Here is a 13,160-nt window from a genome sequence, read left to right as displayed (position 1 = left end):
GCCGCCCGGCGCAAGCCGGGCGCTGCGCCCTGCGACCAAAAAGATCCTGGGGCGCACCAATGAAAACGAGCCCGCATGGGGCTCGTTTTTCTGCAAGGGCTCGTTCTGTTACATGATGCCCAGCTTCTTCAGGTCGGCCTGAACCACCTTGGCCGGGACCGGCACATAGCCGTCCTTGGCAACGATGGTCTGGCCCGCCTTGGAGAGCATCATCTTCACAAACTCCTGCTCCATCGGGGAGAGCGGCTTGTTCGGATGCTTGTTCACGTAGACGTACAGGAAGCGCGACAGCGGGTACTTGCCGGTGATGGCGTTGTCGGAGTTCGCCTCGATGAAGGTCTTGCCATCCTTGGAGAGCGGAACGGCGCGCACCCCGGAGGTGACGTAGCCGATACCGGAGTAACCGATGCCGTTCAGGGAGGAGGAGACGGACTGTACCACGGAGGCGGAGCCCGGCTGCTCGTTCACGCCGCTCTTGAAGTCACCGTTGCACAGGGCGTGTTCCTTGAAGTAACCGTAGGTACCGGACACGGAGTTGCGACCGAACAGTTGAAGATCCTTGCCGGACCAGCTGCCGTCCAGACCCAGATCAGACCACTTGGTGGCCGCCTTGGCTTCGCCGCACTTGAGGGTGCTGGAGAAGATGGCGTCGATCTGCGACATGGTCAGCCCCTTGATGGGGTTGTCCTTGTTGACGAACACGGCCAGGGCATCGACGGCGACGCGGATGGCGGTCGGCTTGTAGCCGTAGCGCTTCTCGAATGCCTCCTCTTCACCGGCCTTCATGGCGCGGCTCATGGGGCCAAACTGGGCGACGCCCTCGGTCAGGGCAGTCGGTGCGGTGGAAGAACCGGCGGCCTGGATCTGCACGTTGACGTTGGGATACATGCGCTTAAATTCTTCGGCCCACAGGGTCATCATGTTGGCCAGGGTGTCCGAGCCGACAGAGGACAGGTTGCCCGAGATGCCGCTGGTCGGTGTGTATTCCGGCAGGTCTTTATCCACACCGGCAGCCAGAGCGCTGACAGAAAACAGGGTTGCTGCGGTGAATCCGATGACACCAGCCAGTTTGTTGAGTTTCATCCAATCTCTCCAAGTCCAAGGTTGCAGAAGGCAATCGTCAGGTTGACGTCTAAACGTGGTTGACACCCGATCGCAATGATCCGTCGGCCAGCACCACTCCTTCTCCAGTGTTACAGAAGGTCCGTTCTTTAAGACGGCGCCAGTATCTGGCCTGGCAGTGACAAATTTATGGAATTTATATGACACTTTGATGACATGGGCCGAGAGTGGCCCGGATGAAAAAAGGGCTGCGATGCAGCCCTTCTCTCGTTGCTAACACATTGACACAAAAAATTATTTCACCAGCACCATGCGGGCGGGAATAAGAAAGCTGAAGCGGCTGCCCGCACCGACCCGGCTCTCGATATCGAGATGGGCATCGTGATGACTCAGGGCATGCTTGACGATGGCAAGGCCGAGCCCGGACCCTCCGGTGTGGCGCGAGCGGGCCTTGTCGACCCGATAGAACCGCTCGGTGAGCCGCGCCAGATGCTCGGGGGGGATCCCCTCCCCCTCATCCTGCACCGCAAACAGCGCCATGCTCCCCTGCTTGCGCCACTCCACAGTGATCTTGCGCCCCGCCGGGGTGTAGTGGATGGCGTTGTAGACCAGGTTGGAGACGGCGCTGCGCAGCTGATCCTGATCCCCGCGCACCAGCAGATTGGGCTGAACCATGAAGACGATCTCGTGGGCCCGCTCGCCGGAGAGCGCCCGCGCCTCCTGCTCCAGCAGCCCCAACATGGCGGGCATGTCCACCAGATGGGAGAGATCCACGGTGGGCGCCGCCTCGATGCGCGACAGGGTGAGCAGCTGGTTGACCAGATTGTCCATGCGGATCGTCTGCTCCATCATCACCTTGTGCGCCTTGGCCCACATGGCGGGGGGCGGCGGCTCCTCGGTCATCTCCAGATACCCCTTGAGCACGGTGAGGGGGGTACGCAACTCGTGAGAGACGTTGGAGACGAAGTGCTTGCGCGTCTTCTCCAGGCTGCGCAGCCGGGTCACATCCCGCACCACCAGCATGGCCTGATCCTCCGCATAGGGCATGATGCGAAATTCGAGGAACTTCTCCTCGTTGATGGGGGAGTGCATCTCGAACGGCTCGTCATACTGCCCCTTGCCCAGATAGGCGACGAAGGCGGGGTGACGGATCAGGTTGCCGATGTGCTGGCCGGCATCCTCGGGCCAGCGAAAGCCAAGCAGTTGCTCCGCCAGCCGGTTGCACCAGAGGATGCTGCCGTCGGTGCGAAACACCACGGCCGCATCGGGCAGCGCCTCCGCCCCTTCCCGAAAGCGGCGGATGAGGCCCGCCAGCTCCCGGCGCCGGGCCCGGTGACGCTGCTGCAACTTGTAGATACCGTTGAAGATGTGCTCCCAGCTGCCACTGCCGTGGGGCGGCACCAGGCTGCGATCGTGCCACAGCCAGTCCGACAGCCGCTTCTGGAAGCGGTAGTGCCAGACCAGGTGCACCACAGTGGCCACCAGCAGGCAAAGAACGAGATGATCGATTAACCAACCTACCAAGACGAAGGGGCTGTAGAAGAACGCCATTCGCCACAACTGTCGCCGCCAGGCGTAAGGTTGCAACATTAAGATCTCCTAGAGACAGCAAAGAGCCGGGTCCAATGCCCGCCAGCAGGGGCTGGCGGCACTGGCCCTGACCTAGAGACGGGTCGAGAAGCGGTAGCCGGCCCCGCGCACCGTCTGGATCAATCTGTCGTGCCCCGTCTCTTCGATGGCCTTGCGCAGGCGGCGAATGTGTACGTCCACCGTCCTGTCCTCGACATACACATTGGTACCCCAGACGTTGTTGAGCAACTGTTCGCGGCTGTAGACCCGCTCGGGGTGGGTCATGAAGAAGTGCAGCAGCTTGAATTCGGTCGGCCCCATGTCGAGAGCCTTCTCCTCGGCACTGACCCGGTGGGAAACGGGATCCAGCTTGAGCCCCTGCACCTCGATCACCTCGTCCACCGAGGTGGGAGAGACACGGCGCATCACGGCGTGCAGGCGGGCGGTGAGCTCCTTGGGGGAGAAGGGTTTGGTGATGTAGTCGTCGGCACCGGCCTCGAGCCCGCGCACCTTGTCCTCTTCCTCGCCCCGGGCAGTCAGCATCACCACCGGGATCTGGCGAGTCATCTCATCCTGCTTGAGCTGCTTGAGGAACTGGATACCGCTGCCACCTGGCATCATCCAGTCCAGCACGATGAGTTCGGGGTAGGGTTCGCGCACCTTTGCCAGTCCATCGGCGTAATCTTCTGCTTCTACTGTTTCATATCCCTTCTGCTCAAGCACGAAGCAGAGCATTTCGCGGATCGGTGCCTCGTCCTCGACCACCAGAATTCGCTTAGCCATATCCCTTCTCTCTCCTCTGTGAAGATGGGTGCGCCAATTATTAGAACTTTCTGTGACACTTTTATGACTTTATGACGGGCGGGATGATAAACGTTTTCAGATTCAGTTGGCAGCAGCGAGTTGCAGCAGGTCCCAGCGATTGCCACTGATGTCCTCGAACACCACCACGGTACCGTAAGGTTCGAGGCGCGGCTGTTCACAAAAATGAACGCCATAGGCCTGCATCCGCTCGTAATCGCCCCAGAAGTCGTCGGTCTCGAGGAACAGGAAAACCCGACCGCCCCCCTGGCGACCGATGGCGGCGCGCTGCTCCTCGTTGGCCGCGCGGGCCAGCAGCAGGGCGGAGCCGGGAGCCCCCTTGGGTGCGACCCGCACCCAGCGTTTGCCCGGTTTGCCCGGCTCGTCGAGGGGGGTGTCTTCCAATAGCTCGAAGCCCATTCCTCGGGTGAAGAAGGCGATGGCCTCGTCGTAATCCGCCACCAGCAGCGTCAGGGCGCCAATGTGTTGTGCCATGGCATCTCTCCTCGGATGGATGATGGGGCGCATGATAGCCCCGCCCGGCCATGGGCTCCAGCACCGGTTCAGTCGAGCGCCACCTCCACCCGGTTGCGACCATTCTGCTTGGCCTGATAGAGCGCCTCGTCGGCCCGCTTGAGCGCCTGCTCCAGGCTATCCTTGCGCCGCTCGGCCACCCCGAAGGAGGCGGTGATCCCAAGCCCCAGCGGCCAGTGCCTGTACCCCTCCAGCGCCCCTCTCAGCCGCTCCGCCAGGGCGGCAGCCCGTCCCTCGTCGTAATGGAGGCATACCAGCACGAACTCCTCCCCACCCCAGCGCACCAGTCGGCACAGGCTGTCACAATGGCGCAGCAGCTCGCTCACCATGTGCTTGAGCACCTCGTCCCCCACCGGGTGGCCGTGACCGTCGTTGACCCCCTTGAAGTGATCGATGTCGATATAGATGAAGGAGAGCGGCATCTCGCCGAGCTCCCCGAGCAGCTTTTCGCCACCGAGCCGGTTGAGGGCCCCGGTCAGGGGATCGTAGCGGGCCTCCTCCTCGGTGCGCCGGTTCTGCTCGCACAGGCTCGCACTCAGGGCTTCAGCCGCGAGGCGCGCCTCCCTGGCCTTGCGCAGCCGATCCCCGAACATCAGGTTCTGGACCAGGAAGAGCAGCACGCCGTAGACAAGCCACCCCAGCAGCAGATAGCGATAGAAGTCCCCCGGCTTGCACCAGCGGCCATAGAACTCCAGCCGCTCGAGCCGCAACCGGTACTCCCCCGGCAGCATCTTGTCATCGGAGGCGATCTCGATGGCCTAAACATGGTGCAGATCCGGCCCCTGCTGGACCAGCGGAATATCGTACTGCTGCACCCACCAGGAGCTGGGGGCAAAGACATTCAGGGGGACATCCTGCTCACGACCAAAATCCCTGGCGGTGAAGAGCACTTCGTTGAACTTGTGGGAACTCTCGTCTTCCCGCGTCGAGTAGACGGGATCGTAGTTGCGCAGATAAAGGCGCCAGGCCTGTACCCCCTGCCCTTCTACATCCAGCCTCACCCGCACCCCGGTGAAGCCGGAGAGATCCAGTCCCCGCTCGGGGTCGGTCAGGGTCAGAACCAGCTCGCAGAAAGGATAGGCATATTGGCTTCGCAGGGCGCACTGGATGGCGGGTCTGTCGCCCCCCTGACTCAGGGTGGCGACGGAGGAGCCCTTGTGGGCCCTGTCATCCTGGGCACGCACGGACAAACCGGCCTGGCTCAGGATGTCGAGCCGCCGCTCGGGTCCGAATTCGAATATCGCCATGGCCAGCAGGCTCGCCGCCAGCAGGCACCAGAACAACAGCGTCGTCATGCGGGAATAGGAAGGGATCATCGGCATCACACCTGAAAAAGGGCTTTTACCCTACACCTTGAAGCGCCGGACCGCGCTGATCCAGATCCAAGGTTATTACACGCGCCGCACCGGGCGCAGACGAGTGCCGACTAGCCGGCACGGGCCCCATGGGGCGCAAGCGGCATCGGCCAGCAGCCGGGAGAGAGGCGGGGAGCCTCGTCGGTCGTAAGATGGATCATTGAGCACTCCCTGCGATGGAAACACAACGAAAAAACGTCCTTGCCACCGCAGTCTACACAGGCGCTGGACGGCGCGACACCCTTCACCCCTCCTCCCGCAGCGCCCGATAGAGGGTGGTGCGACTGATGCCAAGACGGCGCGCCGCCTCGCTTACGTTGCCGCCGCACTCTGCCAGGGTCTGCTGCACCCGCTGCCGGCTCTGCTCGCGCAGGGTATTCCCTCCCAAAGGTGAGCTCGCTCCCCCCGCCACGGCGGGCAGATGCAGATGGGCAGGTTCAATCCAGCCCTGCCCCTCTGCCAGTACACAGGCCACCTCCAGCGCCTGTTTGAGCTGGCGCACGTTGCCGGGCAGTGGGTGAGCCAGCAACCGCTGCTCCGCCTCCCGGCTCAGTTGTAGCGCCGGGTCCATCTGGGCGAGCAGGTTCAGGATCAGCCCCTGACGCTCGGGCACCGACCAGGCCCGCAGGGGTGCCAGTTGCTGGCGCCAGCCGCAGATGCGGTAGTAGAGATCTTCGCGAAAGGTGCCGGCCGCCACCATGGCCGCCAGATCCCGATGGCTGGCGCTGACCAGCCAGAAATCCACCGCCTCGGGTCTGTGGCTGCCCACCGGGGTGACGACGCGCTCCTGCAACACCCGCAGCAGCCGGGTCTGGGCCTGGAGGGGCAGCTCGCCAATTTCATCCAGCATCAGGATGCCGCCGTGGGCGGCGCGCAGATAGCCCTGGCTGCCCTGGCTGCGGGCACCGCTGAAGGCCCCCCCCACGTAGCCAAACAGCTCGGCCTCCACCAGCTCCGCCGGCAGGGCGCCGCAGTTGACGCACACCAGAGGCCGCGCCCGACGGCTCGAACTGGCGTGCAGGGTGCGCACCAGGTGCTCCTTGCCGCTGCCGGTCTCCCCCTCGATGAGCAATGAGATGCCCCGCTCCAGCATCTTGAGCGGCACCTGCTGCGCCTGCGATCCCCCCTCCTCAACCGCGCTCGGCAGGGGAAGCCTGGCGGCGCGCTCCCCCGCCTCCGGCACCAGCCGCAGGCCGCGGCGCTCGCGCAGCAACTGCTGACCGTCGAAGGGGTGCTGGCCGAGCCAGAGCCGACCGGCCCGGTTGGCCCCGAGCAGCTCGCCCCCCTCCCCCAGCAGCAGGCGGGCAGACCAGAGACTCTGGGGATCGAGATCCACCAGCCAGCCCGGCTGGCGGGCCAGCAGGGCGTTTTCCAGGGTCATGGCCAGGAGGCGCACGGTGCCCAGCATGTCGCCCCCGTGGTGGGCCGCATCGGTGGAGATGTCGAGCACGCCGAGCAGTTGCCCGTCCGGCCCGAGCAGGGGGCAGGCGCTGCAACTGAGAAAGCTGTGCTGGGCGAAGAAGTGCTGCGCCCCCAGCACCTGCACCTCGCTCTGCTCGGCCAGCGCGGTGCCGATGGCGTTGGTGCCCTTGCTCGCCTCCCCCCAGCGGGCGCCGCTGCGCAAAAAAATGCGCTCGGCATGGCGGGCAAACCGGTCGTCTCCGCTCACCGCGAGGATGGCCCCCTCGCCGTCACACAACAGCAGACGACAGGGTCTGCCTGCCAGCAACTGGCCAAAGAGCGGCAGTACGAAGCGCTGGAAGCAGGCGATGAGCGTCCTGTGCTGCTCCTGGCGAGCCGACAGCTCCCCCTGGGGCAGCAAGTCCAGCTCGGCGCTCTGCTGGCGGCTCAGCCCCTGATGCAGGCAGCGCTCCCAGGAGCGCTGGATTGGGCTGGCACCGGATTGAGGCAACTCGCTCATCACACCTCCTTCTACACACTCGCGAATAGGGCCGCCTTGGGGGAGCGCCTTCATCACGTCTCCTGTTCACAAACGGCACAGTGTCACACCCGATGTTCAGAAACGGCACAGTTCGGGGGCCGCCCTAGGGGGCACTGGTTAACCAAGATACCCCTTGGCACCCCGTTTGATAACGTTTTTGCAACCTTTTTGTGTAGAGCGCCGCCCGCTGGCACGCCCCTTGCGATGACAGGAAGCAACCGGACTGCCCGCCAGGCCGGTCAGGACCACACACACATAAGGATGATGAGATGATTTATACCGCTCCCGGTCAGGCAGGTGCCCTGGTCAGCTTCAAATCCCGTTATGACAACTTCATCGGTGGCGACTGGGTGGCGCCGCGCGCTGGCCGCTATTTCGAGAACATCTCGCCGGTGGATGGCCGGGGGTTCTGCGAGGTGGCCCGCTCCGACGCCGCCGACATCGAGCTCGCCCTGGACGCGGCCCACAAGGCGTTCGCCAGCTGGAGCAAGACCAGCGTCACCGAGCGCAGCAACCTGCTGCTGCGCATCGCCGATCGCATCGAACAGAACATTGAAGTACTCGCCGTCGCAGAGACCTGGGAGAACGGCAAGGCGGTGCGCGAGACCCTGGCCGCCGACCTGCCCCTGGTGGTGGATCACTTCCGCTACTTCGCCGGCTGCATCCGCGCCCAGGAGGGCTCCGCCGCCGAGCTGGACCAGAACACCGTCAGCTACCACTTCAAGGAGCCCATCGGCGTGGTCGGCCAGATCATCCCGTGGAACTTCCCCCTGCTGATGGCCGCCTGGAAGCTGGCCCCGGTGCTGGCGGCCGGCTGCTGCTGCGTGCTCAAGCCCGCCGAGCAGACCCCGGTCACCATCATGCTGATGATGGATCTCATCAAGGACATCCTGCCCCCTGGCGTAGTCAACGTGATCAACGGCTTCGGCGCCGAGGCGGGCCAGGCGCTCGCCACCAGCAACCGGATCCAGAAGCTGGCGTTTACCGGATCCACCGAGGTGGGCGCCCATATCCTGCGCTGCGCCGCCGACAAGCTGATCCCCTCCACCGTGGAGCTCGGTGGCAAGTCCCCCAACATCTACTTCGCCGACGTGATGCAGCACGAGAGCAGCTACATCGACAAGGCGGTGGAAGGGATGCTGATGACCTTCTTCAACCAGGGCGAGGTGTGTACCTGCCCCTCCCGCGCCCTGGTGCAGGCCAGCATCTATGACGACTTCATGGACCGGGTGCTGGCCCGCGCCCGCACCATCGTGCAGGGCAACCCCCTCGACACCACGACCCAGGTGGGGGCCCAGGCGTCCCGCGAGCAGTTCGACAAGATCCTGAGCTACATGGAGATCGGCCGCGGCGAAGGGGCCAAGATGCTGCTGGGCGGCGGCCCGGCCAAGGTGAGCGGGCTGGAGGGAGGCTTCTACATCCAGCCCACCATCTTCTCGGGCCAGAACAAGATGCGGGTGTTCCAGGAGGAGATCTTCGGGCCGGCGCTCGGGGTCACCACCTTCAAGGACGAGGCGGATGCCCTGGCCATTGCCAACGACACCCAGTACGGGCTGGGGGCGGGCCTGTGGACCCGGGACAGCAATCTGGCCTGGCGCATGGGGCGCGGCATCCAGGCCGGCCGGGTCTGGGTCAACTGCTACCACGCCTACCCGGCCCACGCGGCCTTCGGCGGCTACAAGAAGTCGGGGATCGGTCGCGAGACCCACAAGATGATGCTGGACCACTACCAGAACACCAAGAACCTGCTGGTGAGCCACGACATCAACCCCCTCGGCTTCTTCTAAGCCCATCCCATGATCCACAAGGGCGCCTGCGGGCGCCCTTTTTCATGCGGTTCAGGCCACGGGTTGGCCCAGTTGCTGGCGATAGCGCTGGGGGGCGCAGCCCTGTTCGCGCTGGAACATGGCGATGAAAGCCGAGGTGGAGGCGTAACCGAGGCGCCAGGCGATCTCCTGCACCGGCATCTCGCCCCGCAGCCAGTCCAGCGCCTTCACCAGCCGGAGCCGGGTGCGCCACTGGCCGAGGCTCATGCCAAGCTCCTTCTGGCAGCGCCGCGCCAGGGTGCGCTCCGTGGTGTGCAGCGCCCTGGTCCACTCCACCAGCGTGCGGTTGTCCTCCGGCGCCGCCTGCAATGCCGCCAGCAAGGGTGCCAGCAGGCGATCCCGGCTCTGGGGCAGGTAGCTCGGCTGGCAACGGGTGCGGGCCAGCTTCTCGATGAAGAGCTCACCCTGACGGGCATCCCACTCATCCTCCATGTGGCCGACCCGGCGCTGGGTGAAGTCCTCCAGCAGGGCCCGCAGCAAGGGGGTGAGGGCCAGCAGCTGGGGTTCCCGTGGCAGGCGCGGTGCCAGGGCGTGGCTCACGTAGATGGAGGTGTAATCCAGGGTCTGCTCGTTGAAGGCGGTGTGGGGCAGGTCCGCCGGCACCCAGATGAGGTAGTCCGGCGGCGCCACCAGCCGCTCTCCCCCCACCTCCACCACCATGACCCCCAGGCTGATGAGGCTGAGCTGACCCCAGGGGTGGGCGTGCTCGGCGCAGGCGTTGCCCCCCTGGATCTGGCTGTAGCGAAAGTAGAGGGGGTTGGGGTCGGCCAGCAGGCGATCCTGCTCGGCCAGGGTGAGGGTGCCCATGCAGATTGTCCCAAAGCGGTTATGACATGTCTTATTTACGCTACTTACCTCGTTCAAGACAAGGCTAGACTCTCCCCATCGTACCAAGGAGTGCCTATGCCTTTTCTCTTCCCCCTGCTCGCCATCCTGATCTGGGCCGCCAATACCGTGGTCTCCAAGGCCGCCGCCGGCGTGCTGGATCCCGCCGCCATCTCCTTCTACCGCTGGGTGATCGCCGCCCTCGCGCTCTCCCCCTTCTGCCTGCCGCAGCTCTGGCGCCGCCGGGCCGACATCCGCCCCTGGCTCGGCAAGCTGCTGGTGCTCTCCCTGCTCGGCATGGTGCTCTACCAGTGCCTCGCCTACTACGCCGCCCACAGCACCTCGGCCACCAACATGGGGGTCATCGGCTCCCTGCTGCCCCTGCTCACCCTGCTCATCGGGGCCTGCTGCTTTGGCCAGAAGCCGGGCAAGCAGGCGCTGCTCGGCATGAGCCTCTCCCTGTTCGGGGTGCTCTGGCTGCTGGGTCAGGGCAATCCCCTGGCACTGCTGCACAGCGGCATCAACCCCGGCGACGGCATGATGCTGCTGGGGGCGGCCAGCTATGCCCTCTATGGCCTGCTGATCCGCCGCTGGCAACTGCCCTTCGGCCCCTGGCTCAACCTCTATCTGCAGATCCTGCTGGCGGTGCTGCTGCTCATCCCGGTGGCCCTCTCTGCCGACTCCCTGGCCATTCCCGCCCAGGGCTGGAGCATGGTGCTGTTCGCCGGCCTCGCCTCCTCCATCTTCGCCGCCTACTGCTGGATGCGCGGCCTCGCCACCCTGGGGGCGGAGCGCACTTCGGTCTTCATGAACCTGATGCCCCTGTGCACGGCCCTCATCGCCGTCATCACCCTGGGGGAGCCCATCCACGGCTATCACCTGCTGGGGGGCGGCCTCATCCTGACCGGGGTCATGCTCTCCCAGCTCAAGCCGAGGGTACGCCGTCCTCTGCCGGAAGGGGCTTGAGCCGGCCAGCACCATGAAAGAAGGGAGCCTCGGCTCCCTTTGTCATTTTCCCGCCCAGGTGGTGCCCTCAACGGAGCGAGCAGGCCAACCCGGGGCGGGCTGAGTGCGAGCCGCTCATGCGTTCACCCCCTTCATCCCCTCGGCGGTATAGCGCTCCCCCGCCACCGGCAGGGTCCGGATGGCCTGTCCCAGGGCCCCGAGCTCTGCAGGGGAGAGGCGCACCGAGAGGGCGCCGAGGTTATCCTCAAGGTGGGTCAGGCGCCGGGTGCCGGGGATGGGCACTATCCCCTCCCACTGCGCCAGCAGCCAGGCCAGGGCTATCTGCGCCGCCGAGCATCCCTTCTGCTGCGCCAGGGCCATGACCGCCTGCACCAGGGTGCGGTTGGTGGCGAGGTTCTCCCCCTGAAACCGCGGCAGACTGGCCCGAAAATCCCCCTCCTCGAACACCGCCTCCTGCTGGTAACGCCCGGTCAGAAACCCGCGCCCCAGGGGGGAGTAGGCCACCAGACCAATCCCCAGCTCCCGGCAGGCGGGCAGCACCGCCGCCTCCACCTCCCGCGTCCAGAGGGAGTATTCGGTCTGCACCGCCGCCACCGGGTGCACGGCATGGGCGCGCCTCAGGGTGGCCTCGCTCACCTCGCACAGACCGATGCGGGCTATCTTGCCCTCCTGCACCAGCTGCGCCAGCCCGGCCATGGTCTCCTCGACGGGATGGGCAGGATCGAGGCGGTGCACATAGTAGAGATCGATCTGCTCGATGCCGAGGCGGCGCAGGGAGCCCTCGCAGCTCTGGCGCGCATAGCGGGCGCTGTTGTCGAGGGTACGCCTGTACTCACCGTGCTGGCGCACGATGCCAAACTTGGTGGCGACCTTCACCTGCCCCCGCCGGGTCGCGAGAAAACGCCCGATCAGCACCTCGTTGTGGTGGGGGCCGTACATGTCGGCGGTGTCGAGCAGGTCGATGCCCCACTCCACCGCCTCCGCCAGCACCCGCAAGGACGTCTCATCGTCCCGCGGCCCGTAGAATTCGCTCATCCCCATGCAGCCCAGCCCCAGGGCAGAGACGTGCAGATTGGCTCCCAGTGTTCGTCGTTGCATCGCATTTTCTCCCTGACAAGTTGCAGGGGAGTATGGTCTTCCGAAAATGAATGAAATATAGAGGTAACTGGCAACCTATCTTCCGATTATGGAAACACTATGCACGATCCCCTGCTCTGGGACGACGCCCGCGTCTTCCTGGCCATCGCCCGCAGCGGCACCCTGAGCGGTGCCGCCCACGCCCTGCGCATGGGGGTGGCCACCGTCTCCCGGCGCCTGGACAGGCTGGAGGCGGCCCTCGGCCTGCCCCTGTTCAGCCGCCACCAGCAGGGCTATCGCCTGACCGACGACGGGGAGGCCCTGCTTGAGCGAGCCGAAGCGCTGGAACATGCGGGGCTGGCCTTTGGCGAGGCGGGGCAGTTGCAGGGACAGGTGGCCGGCACCGTGCGCCTCGCCACTGCCGAGAACCTGGCCAATCCCCTCATCATCCCCTCCCTGCCGACGCTCTTTGCCCAGCACCCCGAGCTGAGGGTGGAGCTGGTCACCGGGGTGCAGACGGTGAACCTGCACCGGCGCGATGCCGATCTCGCGGTGCGCATGGTCAAGCCCGATGCCGGCCACCTCACCCTGCGGCGCCTGGGCACCCTGGGCTTTGGCCTCTACGGGACCGGCGCCTACCTGGATGCCCGCAGCCCCGGGCTGGATGCCGCCAGCTTCGATCAGGATGACTTCATCGGCTGGAACGAAACCCAGAGCCACCTGCCCGCCGCCAGATGGATGACCCGCATGCTGCGCGGCCGCCCCTGCCGGGTGGAGACCAGCACCCTGGCGGCCCAGCTCGCCGCCGCCCAGGCCGGTCTGGGGCTCGCGGTACTGCCCCACTACCTGGCCCGCCAGACGGATCTGGTCTGCCTGCTGCCGGAGCTCGGGGTGGATCAGCCCATCTGGCTGGTGCTCCACAGCGATCTCGCCCACTCCCGGCGGGTGCGGGCCGTGGCGGATCACCTCATCGCCCTGTTCGAGCGCGCCCGCACCGCCCTGCACCCCTTCTCGGGCGACCCCAGATAGAGCGGACCGGGTCGCATCGGGGCAAAACAAAAGGTTCATCGCGGCTTTCCGGGGAAGGCCGCCTTGATTTTCAGAAAAAAGTATTCTGAGTCCCTAAATCCATATGCCATGCGCTTTATCACTTTGATCTTGTTGTTCACCCCTTCCAGCACACTCGTGTGCATCGGGTAGTTT

13 protein-coding genes are annotated in these 13,160 nt (G+C 65.3%); 3 read left to right on the top strand and 10 right to left on the bottom strand.

The genetic code is table 11. The features are described 5' to 3' along the window. Nucleotides 1-108: 108 nt before the first annotated feature. The 7 genes from J9889_RS02570 to J9889_RS02545 form a co-directional block, all read right to left on the bottom strand. Nucleotides 109-1,083: a phosphate ABC transporter substrate-binding protein PstS family protein gene (locus tag J9889_RS02570; protein ID WP_010673473.1), complete on the bottom strand. Its 975-nt coding sequence runs from the start codon at nt 1,081-1,083 to the stop codon at nt 109-111. Nucleotides 1,084-1,356: 273 nt separating this feature from the next. Next, nucleotides 1,357-2,652, bottom strand: coding sequence for a phosphate regulon sensor histidine kinase PhoR (phoR, locus tag J9889_RS02565; protein WP_010673472.1), 1,296 nt, complete (start codon nt 2,650-2,652; stop codon nt 1,357-1,359). A 72-nt stretch (nt 2,653-2,724) separates the two neighbouring features. After that, nucleotides 2,725-3,414, bottom strand: coding sequence for a phosphate regulon transcriptional regulator PhoB (gene phoB / locus J9889_RS02560; RefSeq protein WP_010673471.1), 690 nt, complete (start codon nt 3,412-3,414; stop codon nt 2,725-2,727). A 102-nt stretch (nt 3,415-3,516) separates the two neighbouring features. Continuing rightward, complete coding sequence (locus tag J9889_RS02555) at nt 3,517-3,927, bottom strand: VOC family protein (RefSeq protein ID WP_010673470.1); 411 nt, start codon at nt 3,925-3,927, stop codon at nt 3,517-3,519. Nucleotides 3,928-3,995: 68 nt separating this feature from the next. Next, nucleotides 3,996-4,697 carry a GGDEF domain-containing protein gene (locus tag J9889_RS23980; protein ID WP_246878025.1) on the bottom strand — a complete coding sequence of 234 codons (702 nt, stop codon included), beginning with the start codon at nt 4,695-4,697 and terminating at the stop codon, nt 3,996-3,998. Between the two features lie 27 nt (nt 4,698-4,724). Beyond that, nucleotides 4,725-5,282: a hypothetical protein gene (locus J9889_RS23975; RefSeq protein ID WP_246878024.1), complete on the bottom strand. Its 558-nt coding sequence runs from the start codon at nt 5,280-5,282 to the stop codon at nt 4,725-4,727. A 283-nt stretch (nt 5,283-5,565) separates the two neighbouring features. Next, nucleotides 5,566-7,242, bottom strand: coding sequence for a sigma-54-dependent Fis family transcriptional regulator (locus J9889_RS02545; RefSeq protein ID WP_210555941.1), 1,677 nt, complete (start codon nt 7,240-7,242; stop codon nt 5,566-5,568). A 290-nt stretch (nt 7,243-7,532) separates the two neighbouring features. Here J9889_RS02545 and J9889_RS02540 point away from each other — a divergent pair, with 290 nt between their 5' ends. Continuing rightward, nucleotides 7,533-9,050: an aldehyde dehydrogenase family protein gene (locus J9889_RS02540; protein ID WP_210555940.1), complete on the top strand. Its 1,518-nt coding sequence runs from the start codon at nt 7,533-7,535 to the stop codon at nt 9,048-9,050. Nucleotides 9,051-9,101: 51 nt separating this feature from the next. Here J9889_RS02540 and J9889_RS02535 read toward each other — a convergent pair whose 3' ends face one another. Beyond that, nucleotides 9,102-9,896 carry a helix-turn-helix transcriptional regulator gene (locus J9889_RS02535; protein ID WP_210555939.1) on the bottom strand — a complete coding sequence of 265 codons (795 nt, stop codon included), beginning with the start codon at nt 9,894-9,896 and terminating at the stop codon, nt 9,102-9,104. A gap of 96 nt (nt 9,897-9,992) precedes the next feature. On the opposite strand from J9889_RS02535, the gene J9889_RS02530 reads away from it, so the two are divergent. Then, nucleotides 9,993-10,880 carry a DMT family transporter gene (locus tag J9889_RS02530; RefSeq protein WP_010673465.1) on the top strand — a complete coding sequence of 296 codons (888 nt, stop codon included), beginning with the start codon at nt 9,993-9,995 and terminating at the stop codon, nt 10,878-10,880. Between the two features lie 114 nt (nt 10,881-10,994). Here the strand turns inward: J9889_RS02530 and J9889_RS02525 are convergent, their stop codons facing one another. Continuing rightward, nucleotides 10,995-11,978, bottom strand: a complete 984-nt coding sequence (locus J9889_RS02525) for an aldo/keto reductase (RefSeq protein WP_210555938.1) — start codon at nt 11,976-11,978, stop codon at nt 10,995-10,997. A gap of 99 nt (nt 11,979-12,077) precedes the next feature. On the opposite strand from J9889_RS02525, the gene J9889_RS02520 reads away from it, so the two are divergent. Next, nucleotides 12,078-12,986: a LysR family transcriptional regulator gene (locus J9889_RS02520; RefSeq protein WP_069785606.1), complete on the top strand. Its 909-nt coding sequence runs from the start codon at nt 12,078-12,080 to the stop codon at nt 12,984-12,986. Between the two features lie 35 nt (nt 12,987-13,021). On the opposite strand, the gene J9889_RS02515 is transcribed toward J9889_RS02520, so the two are convergent. Further along, nucleotides 13,022-13,160 (bottom strand): transposase (locus tag J9889_RS02515; protein WP_210537942.1); only part of this gene is annotated, 139 nt, incomplete at its 5' end.

It is taken from the genome of Aeromonas sp. PrichA-15, from assembly GCF_017939245.1.
Taxonomy (GTDB): domain Bacteria; phylum Pseudomonadota; class Gammaproteobacteria; order Enterobacterales; family Aeromonadaceae; genus Aeromonas; species Aeromonas caviae.
Note: the sequence above shows the minus strand (reverse complement) of the source record. Positions and strands in the feature narration are given on the sequence as shown.

Excerpts from the sequence above, each read along its gene's own strand:
- J9889_RS02570 (WP_010673473.1), bottom strand. The coding sequence starts at position 1,083 with ATGAAACTCAACAAACTGGCTGGTGTCATCGGATTCACCGCAGCAACC.
- phoR (WP_010673472.1), bottom strand. The coding sequence starts at position 2,652 with ATGTTGCAACCTTACGCCTGGCGGCGACAGTTGTGGCGAATGGCGTTC.
- phoB (WP_010673471.1), bottom strand. The coding sequence starts at position 3,414 with ATGGCTAAGCGAATTCTGGTGGTCGAGGACGAGGCACCGATCCGCGAA.
- J9889_RS02555 (WP_010673470.1), bottom strand. The coding sequence starts at position 3,927 with ATGGCACAACACATTGGCGCCCTGACGCTGCTGGTGGCGGATTACGAC.
- J9889_RS23980 (WP_246878025.1), bottom strand. The coding sequence starts at position 4,697 with ATGCTGCCGGGGGAGTACCGGTTGCGGCTCGAGCGGCTGGAGTTCTAT.
- J9889_RS23975 (WP_246878024.1), bottom strand. The coding sequence starts at position 5,282 with ATGATCCCTTCCTATTCCCGCATGACGACGCTGTTGTTCTGGTGCCTG.
- J9889_RS02545 (WP_210555941.1), bottom strand. The coding sequence starts at position 7,242 with ATGAGCGAGTTGCCTCAATCCGGTGCCAGCCCAATCCAGCGCTCCTGG.
- J9889_RS02540 (WP_210555940.1), top strand. The coding sequence starts at position 7,533 with ATGATTTATACCGCTCCCGGTCAGGCAGGTGCCCTGGTCAGCTTCAAA.
- J9889_RS02535 (WP_210555939.1), bottom strand. The coding sequence starts at position 9,896 with ATGGGCACCCTCACCCTGGCCGAGCAGGATCGCCTGCTGGCCGACCCC.
- J9889_RS02530 (WP_010673465.1), top strand. The coding sequence starts at position 9,993 with ATGCCTTTTCTCTTCCCCCTGCTCGCCATCCTGATCTGGGCCGCCAAT.
- J9889_RS02525 (WP_210555938.1), bottom strand. The coding sequence starts at position 11,978 with ATGCAACGACGAACACTGGGAGCCAATCTGCACGTCTCTGCCCTGGGG.
- J9889_RS02520 (WP_069785606.1), top strand. The coding sequence starts at position 12,078 with ATGCACGATCCCCTGCTCTGGGACGACGCCCGCGTCTTCCTGGCCATC.